The 20780-nt window shown below is 68.3% G+C and carries 19 protein-coding genes; 11 read left to right on the forward strand and 8 right to left on the reverse strand.

What is annotated here, in order from left to right:
• Positions 1–289: 289 nt before the first annotated feature.
• The 4 genes from ABZV58_RS34010 to ABZV58_RS34025 form a co-directional block, all read right to left on the reverse strand.
• Positions 290–1804: a histidine kinase N-terminal domain-containing protein gene (locus ABZV58_RS34010; RefSeq protein ID WP_355004298.1), complete on the reverse strand. Its 1515-nt coding sequence runs from the start codon at positions 1802–1804 to the stop codon at positions 290–292.
• Positions 1805–1824: 20 nt separating this feature from the next.
• On the reverse strand, positions 1825–2040 hold the full coding sequence (locus ABZV58_RS34015) for a biotin/lipoyl-binding carrier protein (RefSeq protein ID WP_141809113.1): 216 nt from the start codon (positions 2038–2040) through the stop codon (positions 1825–1827).
• A 356-nt stretch (positions 2041–2396) separates the two neighbouring features.
• Complete coding sequence (gene rsrA / locus ABZV58_RS34020) at positions 2397–2654, reverse strand: mycothiol system anti-sigma-R factor (RefSeq protein WP_355004325.1); 258 nt, start codon at positions 2652–2654, stop codon at positions 2397–2399.
• Between the two features lie 20 nt (positions 2655–2674).
• The gene (locus ABZV58_RS34025) at positions 2675–3457 is read right to left on the reverse strand and encodes a sigma-70 family RNA polymerase sigma factor (RefSeq protein ID WP_355004299.1); all 783 of its coding nucleotides are present in this window, start codon (positions 3455–3457) and stop codon (positions 2675–2677) included.
• 144 nt (positions 3458–3601) lie between these two features.
• On the opposite strand from ABZV58_RS34025, the gene ybaK reads away from it, so the two are divergent.
• Entirely contained in the window at positions 3602–4093 is a 492-nt protein-coding gene (gene ybaK / locus ABZV58_RS34030) for a Cys-tRNA(Pro) deacylase (RefSeq protein WP_355004300.1), read from the forward strand.
• A 275-nt stretch (positions 4094–4368) separates the two neighbouring features.
• A complete protein-coding gene (locus tag ABZV58_RS34035; protein WP_355004301.1) occupies positions 4369–4719 on the forward strand; it encodes a hypothetical protein in 351 nt (116 codons plus the stop codon).
• 24 nt (positions 4720–4743) lie between these two features.
• Here the strand turns inward: ABZV58_RS34035 and ABZV58_RS34040 are convergent, their stop codons facing one another.
• Positions 4744–5547 (reverse strand): SOS response-associated peptidase, encoded by an 804-nt coding sequence (locus ABZV58_RS34040; protein ID WP_355004302.1) that lies wholly within the window; start codon positions 5545–5547, stop codon positions 4744–4746.
• 171 nt (positions 5548–5718) lie between these two features.
• Here ABZV58_RS34040 and ABZV58_RS34045 point away from each other — a divergent pair, with 171 nt between their 5' ends.
• The 5 genes from ABZV58_RS34045 (at position 5719) to ABZV58_RS34065 (ending at position 10709) form a co-directional block, all read left to right on the forward strand.
• Positions 5719–7227: an aldehyde dehydrogenase family protein gene (locus ABZV58_RS34045; RefSeq protein ID WP_355004303.1), complete on the forward strand. Its 1509-nt coding sequence runs from the start codon at positions 5719–5721 to the stop codon at positions 7225–7227.
• A 110-nt stretch (positions 7228–7337) separates the two neighbouring features.
• Complete coding sequence (gene aroA, locus ABZV58_RS34050; protein WP_355004304.1) at positions 7338–8633, forward strand: 3-phosphoshikimate 1-carboxyvinyltransferase; 1296 nt, start codon at positions 7338–7340, stop codon at positions 8631–8633.
• Positions 8630–9631: a ribosome small subunit-dependent GTPase A gene (rsgA, locus tag ABZV58_RS34055; RefSeq protein WP_355004326.1), complete on the forward strand. Its 1002-nt coding sequence runs from the start codon at positions 8630–8632 to the stop codon at positions 9629–9631. Before aroA ends, rsgA begins: the two co-directional genes overlap by 4 nt.
• 90 nt (positions 9632–9721) lie before the next feature.
• The gene (locus tag ABZV58_RS34060; protein ID WP_355004305.1) at positions 9722–9907 is read left to right on the forward strand and encodes a type II toxin-antitoxin system RelE/ParE family toxin; all 186 of its coding nucleotides are present in this window, start codon (positions 9722–9724) and stop codon (positions 9905–9907) included.
• 46 nt (positions 9908–9953) lie between these two features.
• Positions 9954–10709, forward strand: a complete 756-nt coding sequence (locus ABZV58_RS34065) for an aminoglycoside adenylyltransferase family protein (protein WP_355004306.1) — start codon at positions 9954–9956, stop codon at positions 10707–10709.
• A 72-nt stretch (positions 10710–10781) separates the two neighbouring features.
• Here ABZV58_RS34065 and ABZV58_RS34070 read toward each other — a convergent pair whose 3' ends face one another.
• Positions 10782–11159 (reverse strand): nuclear transport factor 2 family protein, encoded by a 378-nt coding sequence (locus tag ABZV58_RS34070; protein ID WP_355004307.1) that lies wholly within the window; start codon positions 11157–11159, stop codon positions 10782–10784.
• Positions 11160–11534: 375 nt separating this feature from the next.
• Here ABZV58_RS34070 and ABZV58_RS34075 point away from each other — a divergent pair, with 375 nt between their 5' ends.
• Positions 11535–12128 carry a DUF4352 domain-containing protein gene (locus ABZV58_RS34075; RefSeq protein WP_355004308.1) on the forward strand — a complete coding sequence of 198 codons (594 nt, stop codon included), beginning with the start codon at positions 11535–11537 and terminating at the stop codon, positions 12126–12128.
• Between the two features lie 54 nt (positions 12129–12182).
• Here ABZV58_RS34075 and ABZV58_RS34080 read toward each other — a convergent pair whose 3' ends face one another.
• Positions 12183–13760 (reverse strand): ATP-binding protein, encoded by a 1578-nt coding sequence (locus ABZV58_RS34080; RefSeq protein WP_355004309.1) that lies wholly within the window; start codon positions 13758–13760, stop codon positions 12183–12185.
• Between the two features lie 246 nt (positions 13761–14006).
• Entirely contained in the window at positions 14007–16853 is a 2847-nt protein-coding gene (gene secA / locus ABZV58_RS34085) for a preprotein translocase subunit SecA (RefSeq protein WP_355004310.1), read from the reverse strand.
• A gap of 632 nt (positions 16854–17485) precedes the next feature.
• On the opposite strand from secA, the gene ABZV58_RS34090 reads away from it, so the two are divergent.
• The 3 genes from ABZV58_RS34090 to ABZV58_RS34100 all read left to right on the forward strand — a co-directional run bounded on the left by ABZV58_RS34090 (position 17486) and on the right by ABZV58_RS34100 (position 20714).
• On the forward strand, positions 17486–18907 hold the full coding sequence (locus ABZV58_RS34090; protein WP_355004311.1) for a wax ester/triacylglycerol synthase family O-acyltransferase: 1422 nt from the start codon (positions 17486–17488) through the stop codon (positions 18905–18907).
• A gap of 43 nt (positions 18908–18950) precedes the next feature.
• On the forward strand, positions 18951–19469 hold the full coding sequence (locus ABZV58_RS34095) for a hypothetical protein (RefSeq protein ID WP_355004327.1): 519 nt from the start codon (positions 18951–18953) through the stop codon (positions 19467–19469).
• A 108-nt stretch (positions 19470–19577) separates the two neighbouring features.
• Complete coding sequence (locus ABZV58_RS34100; RefSeq protein ID WP_355004312.1) at positions 19578–20714, forward strand: ferredoxin reductase; 1137 nt, start codon at positions 19578–19580, stop codon at positions 20712–20714.
• Positions 20715–20780 lie beyond the last annotated feature (66 nt).

Consider the following 20780-nt stretch of genomic DNA (forward strand, 5'->3'; position numbering starts at 1 on the left):
GGTCGAGACTTGCGACTGCGTCGCGTGCGCTTCGACCGCTCGGGCGCGAGACGGCCGCGAACTTTTATGCTAGGTCTCGCTTCGCTCGAAACCTGTTGCTGGACAGGCTGATTGTCGTGGTGCTTCAGCGACGAACGGCTCTCGCACATGGTGCATGCCCTGTTCGAGCAGCCCATACCAAGCGGACAGCCACGGCACCGTCACATGACGGCGGCCGCCTGCCACAGCGCGACTAGCGGCCGATCGGGGCTACCCATGCCCTGACGGTAGTAGGCCCAGGTGAGAGCCGTCAGCGCCCCGAACGACGCCCCAGCGGCACCCTGAGCACCGCATCCGTTCCCACATCCGCGCCCGGATGCAGGCCGATGGAACCGCCCAGTTCGGCGGTGACCAGCGTGCGGACGATCTGGAGGCCGAGGCGGTCGGAGGCTTCCAGGCTGAAGCCGGGCGGGAGGCCGCGGCCGTCGTCGCTGATGATCACGTCGAGCCAGCGCGCGGAACGTTCCGAGCGAATCGTCACGGTACCCGTCTGGCCGGAGTCGAAGGCGTGCTCGATGGCGTTCTGCACCAGCTCGGTCAGGACCATGACCAGCGGGGTGGCGCGTTCGGCGGAGAAGACGCCGAGCGAGCCCGCGCGCCGCACCTTGATCCTGGTGGTGTGCACGGTCGCGACGTCGGCCATGATCGGCAGCAGCCGGTCGACGACCTCGTCCAGATCGACCTCTTCGTCCACCGACATCGACAGCATCTCGTGCACCGAGGCGATCGAGGTCACCCTGCGCACCGACTCGGTCAGCGCGACCTGCGCCTCCTCGTTCTCGGTGCGCCGCGCCTGCAAGCGCAGCAGCGCGGCGACGGTCTGCAGGTTGTTCTTCACCCGGTGGTGGATCTCGCGGATCGTGGCGTCCTTGGACAGCAGCGCGCGGTCGCGCCGCTTCACCTCGGTGACGTCGCGCACCAGCACCGCGGCGCCCGCGAGTTCGCCGTGCGGGCGCAGCACGAGGGTGCGCAGCAGCACGGTCGCGCCGCGCGCCTCGACCTCCATGCGCCGTCCGGTGCGCCCGGCCAGCGCGGCCTGGATGTCGCCGACCACCTCCTGTGCGTCGAACGGGTCGGTGATCAGCGAGCGGGTGGTGACGGCCAGATCCTGTCCGGCCAGATCGCTCTGCAAGCCCATCCGGTGATAGGCCGAGAGCGCGTTCGGGCTGGCGTAGACCACGATGCCGTCGGTGTCGAGACGGATGAAGCCGTCGCCCGCGCGCGGGCTCGAGTGCGTGGCGGCTCGGTCCTCGGGAGTGGGGAAACTGCCGTCGGCGATCATCTGGCACAGGTCGTCCGCGCACGCCACATAGGCGATCTCGAGGGTGCTGCGAACTCGGGAGCGCTGCATGTCGGTGTCGCGAGAGAGCACCGCGATCACGTCGTCGCCGCAGCGCACCGGGATGGCCTCCCGGATGGCGTGCACCGGGTGCGGGTGATAGACGCCCTGGGCCTCGACGTCGCTGTCGGCGCGCACGATCTTGCCGGTCATCAGCGCGTCGAAGACCTGGGGATGGTCGGCCTGCAGAGCGGTGGTGCCGACAAGATCCTCGACGTGCACCGTGGCGGCCGTCGTCGGGCGGCACTGGGCGACGCACACGATGTCCGCGCCTTCGACGATCGGTCCCGCTCCGACCCACAGCAGCAGGTCGGCGAAGGACAGATCGGCGAGCAACTGCCAATCTCCGACCACCCGTTGCAGGTGGTCGACGGCGACGCCGGGCAGGTCGGTGTGTTCGGCAAGAAGCTCGCTCAGTGTCGCCACGTTCGGTCTACCGCTCCGCCCTAGGAGATGACGGCGATGAGATCGCCCTGCTGTAGCACTTGGCCGGGCGCCACCGCGATCGAGGTGACCTCGCCGCCGGTCTCGGTGATGACCGGGATCTCCATCTTCATGGACTCCAGCAGGATCAGCGTCTGATCGATATCGACATGATCGCCGACCGCCACCTCCACGGTCAGCACCGTGGACACCATCTCCGCGCGCACTTCCTCAGCCATGACACCCCATTCACTCGGTTGTTCGGACGGCTCCGCCGGTGGTCCGGCGGCGACACCGCACCGCGCCTGTATCCGCTGAAGGTACAGCCAACCACATATGAAACAATGGCCTTCAATCAGATGTGTTCAACCAAATGTGTTCCCCGCGATGGCGGGGGTGATCCAGGAGACTACCGATGGGTAAGCGTGGACGTAAGAAGCGCAGCCGCAAGGGCAACGCCGCGAACCACGGCAAGCGTCCCAACGCCTGAGCCGATTCGCTGACAAACGACTGAGCGGCACGCTCCTCCGAACGGAAGAGCGTGCCGCTCAGTCGTTTCCGGGCAGCGATCGGTGAGAACGCCGCCCGGCGCCAACTATTCGCTCTCGGACTCGAGCACCGTGAACCGCTGGTGAATCTCCAGGGTGAGCCGGTCGCGCAACGAGTCCGGCGCCTTGTCGCCACCGCACTTGCGGCTGAGCAGGCTCTTGATCTTCTCCTCGATGCCGTACGCCTCGATGCACGGCGAGCAGTGATCCATGTGATGCTGCAGACGAGCGCGGGTCGCGTCGTCGCATTCGCCGTCCAGCATGAGCCAGACGTCGGCTAGTACCGCCGTGCAGTCGAGCTCCATGTCGGGGTCCCGCTCCACACTCACTGCTTGACCTCCTGGCGCTCGCTGCGGTTGAACCCCCGTTCGCGCGCCACGTCGGCGAGCAAACCCTTCAGTTGCTTGCGGCCGCGGTGCAGCCGGGACATCACCGTACCGATGGGAGTGCCCATGATGTCGGCGATCTCCTTGTACGGGAAACCTTCGACGTCCGCGTAGTACACGGCCATGCGGAACTCCTCGGGCAGTTCCTGCAGCGCGGCCTTGATGTCGTCGTCCGGCAAGGCGTCGAGCGCCTCGACCTCGGCCGAGCGCAGACCGGTGGAGGTGTGCTCAGCCGTCGCGGCCAGCTGCCAGTCGGTGATCTCGTCGGTCGGGTACTGCGCGGGCTGGCGCTGCTTCTTGCGGTAGGAGTTGATGTAGGTGTTCGTCAGGATCCGGTACAGCCAGGCCCGCAGGTTGGTGCCCTCCTTGAAGGACTTGAACCCCTGGAACGCCTTGACGTAGGTCTCCTGCACGAGGTCCTCGGCATCGGCCGGGTTCCTGGTCATACGCAGCGCCGCGCCGTAGAGCTGGTCGAGCAGCGGGAGCGCGTCCCGCTCGAATCGCCGCGCCAGCTCGGCTTCATCGACCGTGGTGCCGACCTCGCCGTCGTCGCGCACCACGCCTTCGTCGCTCGTCACACCTGTCCCTTCGATAGCTGTACCTGCCAAATCTACCGGCAAGTCCAGCGTCGAGGGGAAACCGGCTTCCGTCGGCGACGCGACGGTCCACACCGGACGTTCGTCGAGCAGTACGGACACCGACATCTCCTTCACGTCGTCCATCGAGCTGTTCGCTCGGCGCCGCGGCGCCTGTATCGCATGCAACATGCCCGCCGCACGCTGTGTTCCCACGCGGTCCGTGTCTGGTTTCGCACGGTCGGAAATCAGGTTGCGGCCCGGATAGGGCCCGCAATTAAGGTGTCGCCCATGGCAGGCGCCTCGACTCCCGCGATCCGCACCCTGGCCAAGGCCGGTATCGCGCACCGCGTGCACTCCTACGCCCACGATCCGCGCGCCGACTCCTACGGCGCCGAGGCCGTCGACGCACTGGCCGCCGAACTCGGGGTGGTCGCGGCGCAGATCTTCAAGACGCTGGTCGTCGAACTCTCGACGGGCGCGCTCGCGGTCGCGGTGCTTCCGGTGCCGAACACCCTCTCGCTCAAAGCCGCCGCCGCGGCGCTGGGCGCGCCGAAGGCGACCATGGCCGACAAGACCAAGGCCGAACGCACCACCGGCTACGTGCTCGGCGGCATCTCCCCGCTCGGGCAGCGCAAGCGGTTGCCGACCGTGATCGACGACTCGGCGCTCGGTTGGGATCGGATGCTGTGCAGCGCGGGCAAGCGCGGGCTGGAGATCGAGCTGGCCCCCGCCGACCTGGTCCGGGCCGCCGGGGCGGTGACCGCGCCGATCACCGCGTAAGGGCGCTGTCTGGCGAAGTTCCGTCCTCAGCCCGCGCATGGCCGGAGCGAATGCGGAGATCGACGCTGTCCGACGGAGTCCGTCCTGAGCCTGCGCATCACCCGAGCGAATGCGGAGATACATGAGCGGACCTGCGGGCGACACCGCCGCGAAAACGCCGGTCTCGCGGCCGATCTGTGCGTTACTGGTCTCTGCGCGACCCGCTTCGCGCGTTGCTGATTTTCTGCGTTACCCGAACAAGGTCCGATTCGTCCGACCCGAGGATGTGATGCGAAATGTCCCAGCACTACCGTCTGCGCACCGCGATCGTCGCCCTCGCCGGAGCCGCTTCGCTGACATTCGGCTCCGCCGCGCTCCAAGCGCCCGAGGCGACCGCCGTTCCGGGCGGACCGGCCGCGACCCAGGTGGACCACCCGTTCGACTTCGGCGGCGAAGAGCAGCAGGACGACCCCGACAAGGAGAAGAAGGACGAAACGGCGGAGAAGGCCGAGAAGAACGGAGGCGGCGTCACGACCAAGGTCATCGACTTGCTGAAGGGGAACGCCACCGAGGCCGCCGACCTGCTCAGCGGCATCCTCAAGTGCACGCTCAACGTCTTCACCGACTCGGTGAAGTGCAAGATGTGATCGACGGATTCGGCGGCCGGGCGATCACAACAGGCTGATCTGCCCGGCCTTTTCCGTGCCTCCGCCGGACACCTCGGCGAGCAGTTCCGGCCCGTTGTTCTTCACGCTGTTCACCAGCGGCGACACCGGCCGCGCGACGATGCCCGCCACCGTGTCCTCGCTCGGGGTCGCCAGCAGCTCCGCGGGGGCGGGGTGATCCGGATCGAGCCAAGCGTCCCAGTGCTCGCGCGGCATCGGCAGCGGCATCCGGTCGTGGATGCGGGTCAGGTCGCCGACCGCGTCGGTGGTCAGGATGGTGCAGGACAGCAGCGGCTCGCTGTCGCGCACCGAACGATCCCGCCACACCGACCACAGGCCCGCCATGTACAGCAGGGAGCCGTCGGCGTTGGCCATGAAGTACGGGTGCTTGACGGCTTTGCCCTTCCCGCCGCCGACCGGATCGGGTTCGGTCAGCCACTCGTACCAGCCGTCCATCGGCACCACGCAGCGCCGGGATTTCACCGCGTCGCGGAACGAGGGAGTGGTCGTCGCCTTGTCCGCGCGCGCGTTGAACAGCGGTTTGCCCTTGGCCGGGACGCCCGGCTCGGCCGCCTTCGTCCAGACCGGGATCAATCCCCAGCGCATCCGCCGGATGCGCAGCTTCGGATCGTCGTCGGGATGGTCGTGGTCGTGCCGCTCGACCACGGTCAGCACCCGGTTCGTCGGCGCCACGTTATAATTCTCGAAACCACCAGCGCGCGAATCGTTTTCGCTGCCGGTCTCGTCGATGGCGTCGAGCTCGACCGCGAGCCTGCCGGGGTTCGTCGTCGTCGCGTATCGTCCGCACATATCTCCGATACTCCCACCCCACACCGACAAGCTCGGGGACAATCGAGACAGAGTGGTGACCTGGTGAGAGTTTTGACCTAGCATTCTCTCAACGGATGGGACGGTTATCACACCCATCCGCTCCGGCACGCGCACCGACCGGCCACCGTAGAGGCAAGAGGAGAGCACCACGTGACAACCACCGAGACCACCCCCACCGCGCCCGACACGCTGCTGAAGTCTGTCGATCCGGCCACGGGCGAGGTCATCGCCACCTACCCCATCGCCGACGAGGACGCGGTGCGCGCGGCCGTCGCCAAGGCCCGCACCGCCGCCGTCACCTGGGCCGCGCTGAGCTTCGACGAGCGCCGCAAGCATCTGCTGCGCTGGTCCAGCCGCCTGGTCGCCGACTCCGAGGAGTTCACCCAGCTCATCCACAAGGAGAACGGCAAGCCGCTCGACGACGCGTTCCTGGAGCTGATGCTCGCGCTCGAGCACATCGCGTGGGCGGCCAAGAACGCCAAGAAGCTGCTCTCGCCGAAGAAGGTGTCGCCCGGCGTGCTGATGTCGAACTTCGGCGCGCGCCTGGAACAGCGTCCGCTGGGCGTCATCGGCGTCATCGGACCGTGGAACTACCCCGTCTACACCCCGAACGGCTCCATCGCCTACGCCCTCGCCGCGGGCAACACCGTGGTGTTCAAGCCGAGTGAATTCTCCACGGGCATCGGCAATTTCCTGGCCGACGCGTTCAAGAAGGCCAACCCCGAACTACCCGAGGGCGTCTTCGAGACCATCAACGGCTACGGCGCCACCGGCGCGGCGCTGGTGAAGTCCGACGTCGACAAGATCGCCTTCACCGGCTCCACCGCCACCGGCAAGCGCATCATGGCCGCGGCCGCCGAGAACCTCACCCCGGTCCTGCTGGAGTGCGGCGGCAAGGACGCGGTGATCGTGGCGGGCGACGCCGACGTCAAGGCCGCGGCCGACGCGGTGGCCTGGGGCGCCACCGCGAACAGCGGCCAGACCTGCGCGGGTGTGGAGCGGGTGTACGTCGACCGTTCGGTGCGCGAGGAGTTCGTCGCCGAGGTCAAGCGGATCCTGTCCGACATCAAACCGGGCTCCGACGACAAGGCCGCCTACGGCCCGATGACCATGCCGAGCCAGATCGACATCGTGCGCAGGCACATCGAGGACGCGCTGAAGAAGGGCGGCACCGCGGTGCTCGGCGGGCCCGAGTCGATCAAGGGTCCGTTCATCGAGCCGGTCGTGCTGGTCGACGTGGACGAGGACTCGGAGGCGGTGGCCGAGGAGACCTTCGGGCCGACCGTCACCATTCGCACCGTCGACGGCGTAGACGAAGCCGTCGAACTGGCCAACAAGTCCAAGTACGGCCTGTCCTCCGCGGTGTACTCGAAGAAGAACGGCCTGGACATCGCGCGGCGGTTGCGTGTCGGCGCGACGTCGGTGAACTCGGTGCTCGCCTTCGCCGCCATCCCCGGACTGCCGTTCGGCGGTGTCGGCGACTCCGGTATCGGCCGCATCCACGGCGAGCCGGGTCTGCGCGAGTTCGTGCGGCCGCATTCGATCGCGGTGCAGCGCTTCACGGTTCCCGGCATGGCGCTGCTCAGCTACACCCGCACCGATTCCACGATGAAGCTGCTGCGCAAGCTGGTTCCGTTCCTGCACGGGCGGCACAAGTAGGAAGCGCTCGGTACGCGCGATCCCGGCGGGTTCGCGCGTACCACGCGGGCCGGGCTCCGTACGACCCAATTCGGCCGCAGTTCGCGACCGCCGGTGTGTCCGAGGACCCGATGGGCCAAGATGGACTGGTGACTTTCTGGCCAGCGCCCCACGTCGATGTCCCGGTACACGCGACCGTCACCCTGCCCGGATCCAAATCGATCACCAATCGTGCCCTGATCCTGGCCGCTCTCGCCGACGGGCCGTCCACGATCACGGGGGCGCTGCGCAGCCGCGACACCGATCTGATGATCGCGGCCCTGCGTGCGCTCGGCGCGAGCATCTCCGGTGACGCCGACACGCTGCGCGTCACCCCCGCGAAGCTCGGCGGCGGCACGGTCGACTGCGGTCTGGCGGGGACCGTGATGCGATTCCTGCCGCCGGTGGCGGCGCTGGCGACCGGCGACGTGGCCTTCGACGGCGACGCGCAGGCCCGGGTGCGTCCGCTGCGCACCATCCTGGAGGCGCTGCGCGGGCTCGGCGCCGACATCGACGGCGACGCGCTGCCGTTCACCGTGCACGGCAAGGGCGCGCTGCGCGGCGGCCCCGTCACCATCGATGCCTCCGGATCCTCGCAGTTCGTCTCCGGGCTGCTGCTCTCGGCCGCGCGCTTCGACGAGGGACTGACCGTGCACCACGACGGCAAGGCACTGCCGTCCATGCCGCACATCGAGATGACCGTGGAGATGCTGCGCCGCGCCGACGTTCGCGTGCAGGCGCCCGAGGACAGCCGCAAGGCGCAGACCTGGGTCGTCGAGCCCGGTCCGATCCGCGCCGTCGACTGGGACGTCGAGCCGGACCTGTCCAACGCCACGCCGTTCCTGGCCGCCGCCGCGGTCACCGGCGGTGAGGTGAAGATCCCGCACTGGCCGCGCCTGACCACCCAGCCCGGCGACGTCATCCGGGAGATCCTGGTGCGCATGGGCGCGGAGGCGCGCGTGTTCGACGGCGTGCTCACCGTGCGCGGACCGGAACGACTAGCGGGTATCGACATCGACCTGCACGATGTCGGCGAGCTGACGCCGACCGTCGCCGCGCTGGCCGCGCTGGCCGATTCCCCGTCCCGGCTGCGCGGCATCGCGCATCTGCGCGGGCACGAGACCGACCGGCTCGCCGCGCTGTCCACCGAGATCAACCGCCTCGGCGGAAAGGTCACCGAGACCGAGGACGGGCTGGAGATCGTGCCCGCACCGCTGCACGGCGGGTCCTGGCACTCCTATGCCGACCACCGGATGGCCACCGCGGGCGCGATCCTCGGCCTGCGGGTGCCCGGCGTGGAGATCGAGGACATCGGCACCACCGCCAAGACACTGCCGAACTTCGTGTCCCTGTGGGAGCACATGCTGAACGACGGAGCCGCACACTGAGCCGGCCACGTCGCTCCGCCGCGGGCTACGACGAATCCGATGTGCGGGTTCGTCCGGGCCGAAGTTCGCGCCCGCGCACTAAGACTCGTCCGCAGCACAACGACGCGGAGTCCGCGATGGTGGTCTCCGTCGACCGCGGCCGCTGGGGTTGCGTGCTCGGCGGCGACCCCGAACGGCGGATCGTGGCGATGCGGGCCCGGGAACTGGGCCGCACACCGATCGTGGTCGGCGACCAGGTGGACGTCGTCGGCGATCTGTCCGGCAAGCCCGACACCCTGGCCCGCATCGTGCGCGTCGGCGATCGCCGAACAGTGTTGCGCCGCACCGCCGACGACACCGACCCCTTCGAGCGGATCGTGGTCGGCAACGCCGAGAAGTTGTTCATCGTGGTGGCGCTGGCCGACCCGCCGCCGCGCACCGGTTTCGTCGAGCGGTGCATGGTCGCCGCGTATGTCGGTGGGCTGCAACCGGTGCTGTGCCTGACCAAGCACGATCTGGCCGCCGACTCCGAATTCGCCTCGGCCTTCGACGATCTCGATCTCACCATCATCTACGGCGGCATCGACGATCCGCTCGAGCCGACCCTCGACCTGCTGACCGACCACCTCACCGCGTTCATCGGCCACTCCGGCGTCGGCAAATCCACCCTGGTGAATCGCCTTGTGCCGGACGCCTATCGGGCGGTCGGCGAGGTCTCCGGCGTGGGCAAGGGCAAGCACACCTCCACCCAGTCCATCGCGCTGTCGCTGCCCGGCGGCGGCTGGGTGATCGACACCCCGGGCGTGCGTTCCTTCGGCCTCGCGCACATCACACCGGACGACGTCATCCTGGCCTTCAGCGACTTGGCCGAAGCGATCGAGGACTGCCCGCGCGGGTGCACCCATCTCGGACCACCCGCCGACCCCGAATGCGCGCTGGACACGCTGCCGGACAAGGAGCGCCGCGTCGCGGCCATTCGCCGGTTGCTCGTCGCATTGAACTCGAACGAGTCCTGGTAGCGGCGCGACCACACCATCGCGTACACGTTCGGGTGTACGGCCGCGCGTCGTGCGCTCCGGACGATTCCGCAGCACGACGGCATACGGCTTTTGGTCGCGCTCACATTGCTTGGCGACGATCCCTACCGACGCGACGGAGTAGACGTCAAAGCCCTGACCGGTCGGCCCGGCTTTCGACTTCGCGTCGGCAACTATCGGCTGGTCTACGAGGTGGACGACGGCAAATTGATCATCCTCGTTGTCACCGCCGGACACCGCCGCGACATCTACGAATAGTCATGAGCAGAGCGGTATCGCCGCGTTCAGAACTACAGTGGAGCGGGTGACTCAGGAAGCCGCCGTCGCCGATCTGCTCCGCGCCGCGCTCGGGCCCCAGTTGCTCGGTGCCTACCGCCACGGTTCAGCCGCGCTGGGCGGGTTGCGTCCGCACAGCGATATCGACGTTCTGGTGGTCACCGATGGTCATCTGGAGACCGAACAGCGGCGCGCGTTGGTCGATGGATTGCTTGCCGTTTCGGGGGATCCGCGCGTATCCGGTGCGCCGCGGCCCGTCGAACTCAGCACTGTCGCGCAGACCGACGTCCGGCCGTGGCAGTATCCGCCGACCCTCGATTTCCAGTACGGCGAATGGTTGCGCGACGACTACGTGCGGGGCGCGCTGCCCGTCGCCGCGCCGGACGCCGACCTCGCCGTCTTGATCACGATGACCCTTCAGGCCGACTCCCCGTTGCTCGGGCCGCCACCGGCCGAACTCCTTGACCCAGTCCCGGCGGAGCATCTGCGCGGCGCGTTGCTCGACGGCATCCCCGACCTGCTCACCGAACTCGACAGCGACACCCGCAACGTCCTGCTCCGCCTGGCCCGCGTCTGGATGACGTTGGAAACCGGCGAGATTCGCGCCAAATCCGAGGCCGCGAGCTGGGCCATCGACCGCCTCCCCGGCGAACTCCGCCCCGCACTCGCCCACGCCCGCGCCGTCTACCTGGGCGACGCCGCCGACACCTGGGCCGATCGCCTGCCGCAGGCGCACGACACCGCCGCCGCCCTGGCCGGCGAGATACTCCAGTACAGCGCGTGAATCGCGGGCCTGCCGGAACGACCGCGGTAGTCGTTCGGCTCTGAACCGCCCCGCTCGTCGGCGTGGATGTGTTCAGTGACCGTCGGGTTGACCCGGCGCGAACGGCCACTCCTCGAAGTGGATGCAGCGGCCGGAATCGTCGAAGCGGACGACCCACAGGTCGCGCCAGCGGGCGGGGTCGTCGCGCTCGTATTCGACCTCGACCCGGACCACTGCGGTGTCGCCTTCCACCGCGACGGGGTCGGCGGTCATGGTGAACGGCTCGTCGGGTCCGTCCCGGCCCGCTTCCCAGAACTCGGCGAGTGCGGCTTGCCCGACGATCGGGGCCGCCCACGGGGATATCACGTATACGGCGTCGTCGGCGAACAGTTCGGCGAGCGCGTCGGTGCCCGGTGTGCGCCAAGCCCGTTCGTAGGCCGTTACCCATGCGCGAACAGCATCGCGATCCATAGTCCGGACGGTACTCCTCCGATCGGCTACCTCCCGTGAACCGGACCGTTCGGAACTGAGCGCACTCGAGCAATTCCCTGGCAGCCACCCGGTTTCCCGAGCTGTCACCGAAACGGCGCCTGCCGCCGACGGCGTGTCCAGACCATGATCAGGACAGGCACCGAACGGGCCCCTAACAGCTGTCCGAAAATGCCCTCGGTCCAGCGCTTTCCGCTAACGTCCAGACTTCCACCGGGGGGCTTCGGCTAAACCTCGAGCCGCCCGGCGCGAACCGTCGCTTCCGACGGCACGCCATCGAACCGCCGCGCATTTCCGTGCTGTCGCGTGCGGCAGCTCCAGCACCGCGCTCCCCGCAGTCGAGAAAGGAATACCGGCATGACCAATCCACAGATACCCCAACAGCCGTGGCCCGGCCCGAATCCGCATTACTCGCCGCCGCCGCAGAAGAAGCGTGCGGTGTGGCCGTGGGTGCTCGGCGGGTTCTTCGCGTTCGTGGTGCTGCTGTTCGGCGGATGCGTCGCGCTGTGGAGCAGTGCGGCCGACGAAGTCGCCGATAGCACGGAGAAACGGACCTCCGTCTCCCCCGCGGGTTCCGAGGTCCGCGACGGCAAATTCGGTTTCGTCGTCACCCGCGTCGATGCGCCGGTCGCCTCCGTCGGCGACAACCAATTCCTGAAGAAGGACGCCCAGGGCGAATTCATCCTGGTGTACGTCGACGTCAGCAACACCGGCGATCAACCGCAGACCTACTTCGGCGACAACCAGAAACTCGTCGACGCCCAAGGCCGCCTCTACAGCAACGACACCGCCGCCGAAGTGAACCTCAACAAGAACCTGGTCACCGAAATCAACCCCGGCAACAGGATTTCCGTCGTCCTCGCCTTCGACGTCCCGAAGGGCACCACCCCCACCGCCATCGAATTCCACGACTCGGTCTTCTCCGGCGGCGCCCGCGTCGCCCTCAAATAGCGCCGAAACGGCGAAGGCGCCCAGGGAAATCGCTGGGCGCCTCCGGCTCGAAGATCAGGCCCGCAGGACCGTGACCGTTCGACCGGCGGGGGTGGTCGCTTCGGAGAAGACCGTGCGCTGATCGATCGGCTCGGCTCGAGGGCGGCGGTCGAAGATGACCAGGACTCCGGTCGAGAGGACGAAACGGTCCAGGTAGCCGTCGAGTTGGGCGAGGCCGGTGGTGAGCGGGTCGGGTTCCCTGTCCCGCCACACCTTCAACTCCATGGCTTCGAGCTGCCATGCCCGGCGGTCATCGGCATCCGTATACGGCTGGCGGAGAAGCAGATCGATGCGACCGCGACCGACGCCGTATTCGCGGTCGATGTAGCCGCCACCGTTGACGATCCGGTGCAGAAACGCTATCAGCACCAGTTGCGCGGCCGCCTCGTGGTAGCCCTGCTGGGCGGCGAGGACTTCGCCGTTCAGCTTCCAGAACGCGGCGAACTCGGTGAGCAGACGGGGGAAGTCGAGGCGGCCGTCCGGGAGCCGGAAGCTGCTCGGTTCCAGGAGAACGTTGTTCTCGATCGCTGATCCCAGGACCCGGAGGATGACTTCTTTGTAGATCGGGTTGGCGACGCGGACTGGCCGGTCCTCCGCGATGAGGCCGAGATCCCGGACGTAGGAGATGGCGTCGTTGAAGGTCAGATCCGCTTCCAGCAGCGTGCCCGCGATGAGCGGTTCGATGACAACGCGTACTCGGTCCTCACCCAGCTTCGAGACTAGCGAGTCGAGGTGGGTTGCACGCGCGACGATCAATCGTTCCTTGGCCTCGTCGATGTGGTCGTCGGTGATCTCGGTGCGCACTCGCATTTTGTCGATCACTTCGGCCGCAAGGGCGTTGACGAGCCAGGGCTGACCTTGCGTGTAGTAGTAGGCGAGGTCTACCGCACGGGCGGTGAACACCTGCCCCGTCTCTTCAGTGTGCTGGGCGTACAACGCGGCCACCTCGGCATGAGCGAAGTCGCCGATGCGCATCGACTCGACCTTGATGTTGAAAGGGCTTGCCGATCCCAGTCGCGAGGGATCACCACCCGAGGCCGCCTTGTAGTCCCTTACGTCGCGCAGCCCGCACAGCACGACCGCGTGCACGAAGCCATTCCTGTGGGTGGTGTAGCCGCCCCGCAGCTGCCGCAACAGGCTGCGCAGGCTCTCGCCCCGGACAGCATCGATCTCATCCAGGAACAGAACCAGCGGCCGAGGACAGCGAGCGACCCACGCGGTCAGCGCCGCATCGAGGCGATAGCCCGGCTCCGCTTCCGGCCACGGGTCCGGAGGCAACAACTCGGCAGCGAAACCCCGCGCGGAGGCGGTCTTGCTGATCACGTCGAGCAGCAGCAGTTCGGCGTGGCCGTAGTCGTCACCGACAGGTTCGGCGTACTCGGCGGAGAAGTGCAGCGCCAGGTACTCCCCCTCATCGGTCAACTCCCGCGCCAATGCCGCCAGACTGGTCGTCTTCCCCGACTGCCGGGGCGCATGCACGGCGAAGTACTGCCCGCGGCTGATATACCGACGAGCATCGGTCAGCCGCTCGGCGGCGGGAAGCATGTAATGCCATTGCGGATTGCAGGGACCCGTGGTGTTGAAGTACCGCACTGACAGTCCTTCCCCTCCTGGCCGCAGGAGTCACCTCGCTCGCGGCTTCGACCAGCACACCCTCATCGCGACCCCTCGGCTAACAGTGGCGAAGGGCCTGGCCTCGAGAATCCCGAAAGGCACCACCCCACCGCCATCGAAGTCCACGACTCGGCCCTCTCCTGCTGTGCCCGCGTCGCCCTCGAGTAACCCCGAAACGGCGAAGGCGCCCAGGGAAACCCTGGGCGCCTTCGATGTTCGGTTCACTCAGTGCCGACGACGCGTCTTCGGCCCGCGCTTGCCCTTGCTCTCGGCGCGCGCCGCTTCACGACGTTCCCGCCGGGTGGCGTGGGCGCCGGACTCGGAGCCGTACTCCTCGGCGTCGCTGTGCACTTCGGCGCCGCCACGCTCGCCGGGGCCCGAGTAGCTGAAGCCGCGGGTGCTGCGCTCGTCGATGCCCTTGGCGCGCAAGGCGGCCGGGGCGCCGTTGGCGGCGGGGGCGGCCTGCTCGGTGGGCAGCGGGGCCGGAGCGCCGGACATGGCGCCGACCGGGGAACGCAGGCCCGGGTCGACGGCGACGCCAGCGGGCTGCGGCTGCTGCACCTCGACCTGGAGGTTGAACAGGAAGCCGACCGACTCCTCCTTCAGGCCATCGAGCATCGCGGCGAACATGTCGAAGCCCTCGCGCTGGTACTCGACGAGCGGATCCCGCTGCGCCATGGCGCGCAGGCCGATGCCCTCCTTGAGGTAGTCCATCTCGTAGAGGTGCTCGCGCCACTTGCGGTCCAGCACCGAAAGCAGCACCTGCCGTTCGAGATTGCGCATCGAACCCTCGCCGGCCAAGCCGTCGATCTCCTGCTCGCGCTTCTCGTAGGCGTCGTGCGCGTCGTCGAGCAGAGCGTCGAGCAGCTCCTCGCGGGTCAGGTCGCCCGCCTCGCCGATGCCGGTCTCACCGGTCAGCTCCTTGTAGTCCACGCCGACCGGGTAGAGGGTCTTCAGCGCGGTCCACAGCTTGTCCAGATCCCAGTCCTCGACGTAGCCCTCGGCGGTGGCGCCGTCGACGTACGCGGTGATCACGTCGGTGATCATGTTCTGGACCTGGCCCTCCATGTCCTCACCGCGCAGGATCCGGTTGCGCTCGCCGTAGATGACGGTGCGCTGCTGGTTCATCACCTCGTCGTACTTGAGGACGTTCTTGCGGATCTCGAAGTTCTGCTGCTCGACCTGGGTCTGCGCGCTCTTGATGGCCTTGGAGACCATCTTCGCCTCGATCGGCACGTCGTCGGGCAGGTTGAGCCGGGTCATGATCGCCTCGAGCGCCGCGCCGTTGAAGCGCCGCATCAGCTCGTCGCCCAGCGACAGGTAGAAGCGGGACTCGCCGGGATCGCCCTGACGGCCGGAGCGACCGCGCAGCTGGTTGTCGATACGCCGGGACTCGTGGCGCTCGGTGCCGAGCACGTACAGACCGCCGGCCTCGCGGACCGCCTCGGCGTCCTCCTCGGTCTGCTGCTTGACCTGCTCGAGGGTCGGATGCCAGGCGGCCTCGTACTCCTCCTGCGTCTCGACCGGGTCGAGGCCCTGCTTGCGCAGCAGGATGTCGGCGATGATGTCCGGGTTACCACCGAGCACGATGTCGGTACCGCGGCCGGCCATGTTGGTGGCGACGGTGACCGCGCCCGGCCGACCGGCCTCGGCGATGATCTCGGCTTCCTTCTCGTGGAACTTCGCGTTCAGCACGTTGTGCGGAATGCCGCGCCTGGTGAACTGCTTGGACAGGTACTCCGAGCGCTCGACGCTGGTGGTGCCGATCAGCACCGGCTGGCCCTTCTCGTGCCGCTCGGTGACGTCGTCGACCACGGCGGCGAACTTGGACTCTTCGGTCTTGTAGATCAGGTCCGACTGATCGGCGCGCACCATCGGCCGGTTCGTCGGAATCGGGACGACGCCGAGGCCGTAGATCTGGTGCAGCTCGGCCGCCTCGGTCTCGGCGGTACCGGTCATGCCGGAGAGCTTGTCGTAGAGCCGGAAGTAGTTCTGCAGCGTGATGGTGGCCAGCGTCTGGTTCTCCGGCTGGATCTCGACGCCTTCCTTGGCCTCGATCGCCTGGTGCATGCCCTCGTTGTAGCGGCGGCCGACCAGGATGCGTCCGGTGAACTCGTCGACGATGATGACCTCGCCGTCGCGGACGATGTAATCCTTGTCGCGCTGGTAGAGCTCCTTGGCCTTGACCGCGTTGTTCAGGTAGCTGACCAGCGGCGAGTTGGCGGCCTCGTACAGGTTGTCGATGCCGAGCTGGTCCTCGACGAACTCCACGCCCGCCTCGTGCACGCCGATGGTGCGCTTCTTGATGTCGACCTCGTAGTGCAGGTCCTTCTTCAGCAGCGGCGCGATGCGCGCGAACTCGGCGTACCACTTCGAGGACGCGTCGGCCGGACCCGAGATGATCAGCGGCGTGCGGGCCTCGTCGATGAGGATGGAGTCGACCTCGTCGACCACGGCGAAGTTGTGCCCGCGCTGGACCAGATCGTCCAGCGAGTGCGTCATGTTGTCGCGCAGGTAGTCGAAGCCGAACTCGTTGTTGGTGCCGTAGGTGATGTCGGCGTTGTAGGCGCCGCGGCGCTGGGCCGGGCTCATGCCGCCGAGGATGACGCCGACCTCGAGACCGAGGAAGCGGTGCACGCGGCCCATCCACTCCGCGTCGCGCTTGGCCAGGTAGTCGTTGACCGTGACGACGTGCACGCCCTCGCCGGACAGCGCGTTCAGGTACGCGGGGAGCACACAGGTCAGGGTCTTGCCCTCACCGGTCTTCATCTCGGCGATGTTGCCGAGGTGCAGCGCGGCGCCGCCCATCACCTGGACCTTGTAGTGCTTCTGGTTGAGCACCCGCCAGGACGCTTCCCTCGCCACCGCGAACGCCTCGAGCAGCAGGTCGTCGAGGCTCTCGCCGTCGGCGTAGCGCTGCTTGAATTCGTCGGTCTTCGCGCGCAGCTCGGCGTCGGTGAGCTGCTCGTGCTCCGCGTCGAGCGCGAGGACCTCGTCGGCGAGATGAGCGAGCCGCTTGACGGTGCGACCCTCACCAATCCGTAGCAACCTCGTCAGTGTCAGCGCAGGCACGGGTCTCGTCAGTCCTCTGGTCGGTGTGTCAAATGTTTCGGCCCCCACAACCTCCGCCGGGCACGGCGGAAGCCGCAGCACCCCTCATGGTAATGCCGCAACCATGCTGAGCGCGGGTGACCAGCGTCGTATCACGTCGCCCGGCATCGCCGCGGTGGCCGCGTGGCGTTGCTTCTCACCGTACTCGCCTCGCTTCGCGCGCGACGTCCGCAGCGGCCCGGGACCTGGGGCTCGGCGACACGCGACCGTGTCGTCGGGCCGGTCCCTTCGCCGAACCTCGAGTGAATCACGCTGGAGCCGAACCGCTTCGAACGCCGGTGCCATACGATGGCAGACGTCCGGCGCGCCGTCGGCGGCGTGCGATCGGACCGAACGTTCCCGCAACACCTCGGCACGCGGGACGGGCAAGGGCAGTGCGGCTCGTGATCCCCCCGATGCGGAGCGAGCGAAAGCGGCGGTCGTCGACTGTGCAGTCCCCACCATTCGAGCGAAGCGGACAACCCTGCCACGCGGGCGGCCATGGGTAAAGAAATGTACCGATTTCGCTGGATATGCCACAGGATCCACCACCTTTCGGTTGTCGCGAACGACAATGAGGCGGGGACACGGCATCGGAAGGAGCACCGGGCAGCGTGATCACGCGTTTGACGCCGCAGGACGCGGCGTTCTATCGGCTCGAGTCGAGCAGCAATCCGATCCACATCGGCTCGCTCGCGATCGTCCGCAACACCGACGAAGGCGACCTCGACGGCGAAGCGGCCCTCGACTACGACCGCCTTGTCGACCTCGTGGAGAGCAGGCTCTCGCTGGTCCCGCGCTACCGGCGCAAGGTGCGCGAGATCCCGTTCGCGCTGGGCAGGCCGGTGTGGGTGGAGGACAGCCGCTTCGACATCACCTATCACATCCGCCGCTCCGCGCTGCCGAGTCCGGGCACCGACGAGCAGCTGCACGACCTGGTCGCGCGGCTGGCCTCGCGGCCGCTCGACCAGAGCAAGCCGCTGTGGGAGATGTATCTGATCGAGGGACTCACCGAGGGCCGCTGCGCGATCTTCACCAAGACCCACTCGGCGCTGGTCGACGGCGCGAGCGCACTGGAGATCGGCCACGTCATCCTGGACAACAGCCCCTCGCCGCGCGGTCTCGCCGACGACGCCTGGGTCGCGCCGCGCGAACCCACCGACGTGGAACTGCTGGTCGGCGCGCTCACCCATCTGGCGGCCCAGCCGCGCGAGGCGCTGGAGGTGGCGCGGGACGCCAGCGCCGACGCCTTCGCGATGATCGGCGCCGCGGGCCGTGCTGTCGACTCGGTCGTCTCGGCGGTGCGCACCGCGGCCATCGGCGCGCCGGACAGCCCGCTCAACGCGCGAACCTCGCGCAGCCGCCGCTTCGACGTGGTGCGCACCGACCTCGGCGACTACCGCAAGATCCGCCAGCGCTTCGATTGCTCGACCAACGACGCGATCCTCGCCGTGGTCACCGGCGCGCTGCGCAACTGGCTGCTCTCCCGCGGCGAGGCGCTGATCGAATCGACCACGCTGCGCGCGGTGGTGCCCATGTCGGTGTATGTCGAGGGTCCCGACCACGATCGGCTGGAGCCCGCGAGCGAGGTGTCCTCGTTCCTGTTGGATCTGCCGGTCGGCGAGCCCAATCCGGTGATCCGGCTCTCGCACATCGCGCACGCCACCGAGGCCAACAGCAGGGCCCGGCGCGGGGTGCGGGCGCGCACGCTGGTGCACATGGCCGGGTTCGCTCCGGCCAGCCTGCATGCGATGAGCGTGCGGGCGGCGAGTACGTTCGCAGAGCACACGTTCAACTTGGTGATCACCAACGCGCCGGGTCCGCAGACGCCGATGTACATCGGCGGCGCGCGGATGCTGGAGATGTATCCGGTGTCGCCGCTGCTGCGCAATCAGGCCTCGAGCATCGGGATCACGTCCTACGACGGACGCGTCTTCTACGGACTCAACGCCGACCGCGACGCGATGGCCGACATCGAGGTGCTGGCCGCCGCGGTGCACGAGTCCATGGAGGAGATGCTCGGTGCCTGCGTCTGATCAGAAGAACACCCTGCGGGTCTACGTGCCCGCGACGGTGCCGATGCTGCGCGAGCTGGTCGCCGAGCGGGAGCTGTTCCCGATCGGCGGCACCGCCTTCGCGGTCACCCCCGCGCTGCGCGAGGCCTACGCCTCCGGCGACGACGAGGAGCTGGCCGAGGTGGCCATGGCCGAGGCCGCCCGCGCCTCGCTGCGCCTGCTCGCCGCCGAACGCGACGCCGTCGTCGAGGACATCGAGGACGGCGAACCCGCGGCGGCGCGACCGTCCGGCGGGCCGGTGTACCGGCGGGCGGTGATCGCCGCGGACGTCTCGGGCGCCAAGCTCCGGCCCGATCTCGACGACGCGGTGGTCAAGCTCGCGGGACCGATCGGCTACGACCGGATCGCCTCGATCCACGTCGACTTGGCCGAGGCCGAGCCCGAGGTGGCCAAGGCGGTGGACGTCGTCGACGCGGCCGATCTGGGCGACCCCGATGCGGAGTTCGTGCTCGGCGACGCCGAGGACCACCAGCTCGCCTGGTACGCGGCGCAGGAGCTGCCGTTCCTGCTCGACCTGCTCTGAGCTGCCAGGTCGCAGTCGGGGGCTGCCTGCAAACCTACGATGCCGTAACCTAGCCGAAAGCGACCCCGACGGCGGTCGCCACCTCGACAGAAAGACGAAACGGCACCGATGGTCTTCAAGAATGTCCGCGACTGGCTCGAAGCGCCCGCGGCGAGCGTCGCCGACCGCGGGGGTCGGCTCAACGTGTTGCGCGGGGCCGTCGCCCGGGTGACCACGCCGCTGCTGCCCGACGACTACCTGCACCTGGCCAACCCGCTGTGGTCGGCGCGCGAGCTGCGCGGCCGGATCGTCGATGTGCGCAAGGAGACCGCCGATTCGGCGACCCTGGTGATCAAGCCGGGCTGGGGCTTCGACTTCAAGTTCCAGCCGGGTCAGTACATCGGCATCGGTCTGCTGGTGGACGGCCGCTGGCACTGGCGGTCCTACTCGCTGACCTGTCCGCCGGACTGGAGCGCCCCCGAGCACGGCGGCAAGCGCCTGATCTCCATCGCCGTGAAGGCGATGCCGGAGGGCTTCCTGTCCAGCCACATCGTCGGCGGCGTCAAGCCGGGCACGATCGTCCGGTTGCAGGCGCCGCAGGGCGGGTTCGTGCTGCCCTATCCGCCGCCCGCCAAGGTGCTGTTCCTCACCGCGGGCAGCGGTATCACGCCGGTGATGTCGATGCTGCGTGCGATGGACCGGCGCGGTCTCGTCTCCGACGTGGTGCACCTGCATTCCGCGCGCACCGCCGAGGACGTGATGTTCGGCGACGAGCTGCGCGCGCTGCACGACCGGCACCCGAGCTTCCAGTCGCACCTGCACCTGACCGGCGAACAGGGCAAGTTCGCGCTCGCCGATCTGGACGCGAAGTTCCCCGACTGGCGGGAACGCGACACCTGGGCCTGCGGTCCCGCCGCCATGCTCGACGAGATCGAACAGCACTGGCGCGCGGCGGGTCTCGCCGAGCGGCTGCACGTGGAGCGGTTCGAGATCGAGCGCTCGGCGGTCGGTGAAGGCGGCACCGTCAGCTTCGGCAAGAGCGGCCGCAGCGTCGAGGTCGACGGCGCGACCAGCCTGCTCGAGGCGGGCGAGTCGGCCGGGGTTCAGATGCCGTTCGGCTGCCGGATGGGCATCTGCCAGACGTGTGTGGTGACCTTGAGTTCCGGGCACGCGCGCGACTTGAGAAACGGCGACGAGCGCCGCGAGGGCGACAAGGTGCAGACCTGTATCTCGGCCGCCGCGGGCGACTGCACGTTGGACGTGTGAGCGGTCGCGTCGAAGGAGCACCGCGCGGCGTGACCACGCGCTGCTCCCTGGCGGACCGCATCGATA

This window comes from Nocardia sp. NPDC004654 (assembly GCF_040609595.1).
Taxonomy (GTDB): domain Bacteria; phylum Actinomycetota; class Actinomycetes; order Mycobacteriales; family Mycobacteriaceae; genus Nocardia.

What these genes read in the sequence shown, in the direction of transcription:
- rsrA (WP_355004325.1), bottom strand. Translation starts at nt 2,654, where the DNA reads ATGGAGCTCGACTGCACGGCGGTACTAGCCGACGTCTGGCTCATGCTG.
- ABZV58_RS34015 (WP_141809113.1), bottom strand. Translation starts at nt 2,040, where the DNA reads ATGGCTGAGGAAGTGCGCGCGGAGATGGTGTCCACGGTGCTGACCGTG.
- ABZV58_RS34100 (WP_355004312.1), top strand. Translation starts at nt 19,578, where the DNA reads ATGGTCTTCAAGAATGTCCGCGACTGGCTCGAAGCGCCCGCGGCGAGC.
- ABZV58_RS34025 (WP_355004299.1), bottom strand. Translation starts at nt 3,457, where the DNA reads ATGGACGACGTGAAGGAGATGTCGGTGTCCGTACTGCTCGACGAACGT.
- ABZV58_RS34075 (WP_355004308.1), top strand. Translation starts at nt 11,535, where the DNA reads ATGACCAATCCACAGATACCCCAACAGCCGTGGCCCGGCCCGAATCCG.
- ABZV58_RS34095 (WP_355004327.1), top strand. Translation starts at nt 18,951, where the DNA reads ATGCTGCGCGAGCTGGTCGCCGAGCGGGAGCTGTTCCCGATCGGCGGC.
- ABZV58_RS34070 (WP_355004307.1), bottom strand. Translation starts at nt 11,159, where the DNA reads ATGGATCGCGATGCTGTTCGCGCATGGGTAACGGCCTACGAACGGGCT.
- ABZV58_RS34040 (WP_355004302.1), bottom strand. Translation starts at nt 5,547, where the DNA reads ATGTGCGGACGATACGCGACGACGACGAACCCCGGCAGGCTCGCGGTC.
- ABZV58_RS34035 (WP_355004301.1), top strand. Translation starts at nt 4,369, where the DNA reads ATGTCCCAGCACTACCGTCTGCGCACCGCGATCGTCGCCCTCGCCGGA.
- aroA (WP_355004304.1), top strand. Translation starts at nt 7,338, where the DNA reads ATGGGCCAAGATGGACTGGTGACTTTCTGGCCAGCGCCCCACGTCGAT.
- ybaK (WP_355004300.1), top strand. Translation starts at nt 3,602, where the DNA reads ATGGCAGGCGCCTCGACTCCCGCGATCCGCACCCTGGCCAAGGCCGGT.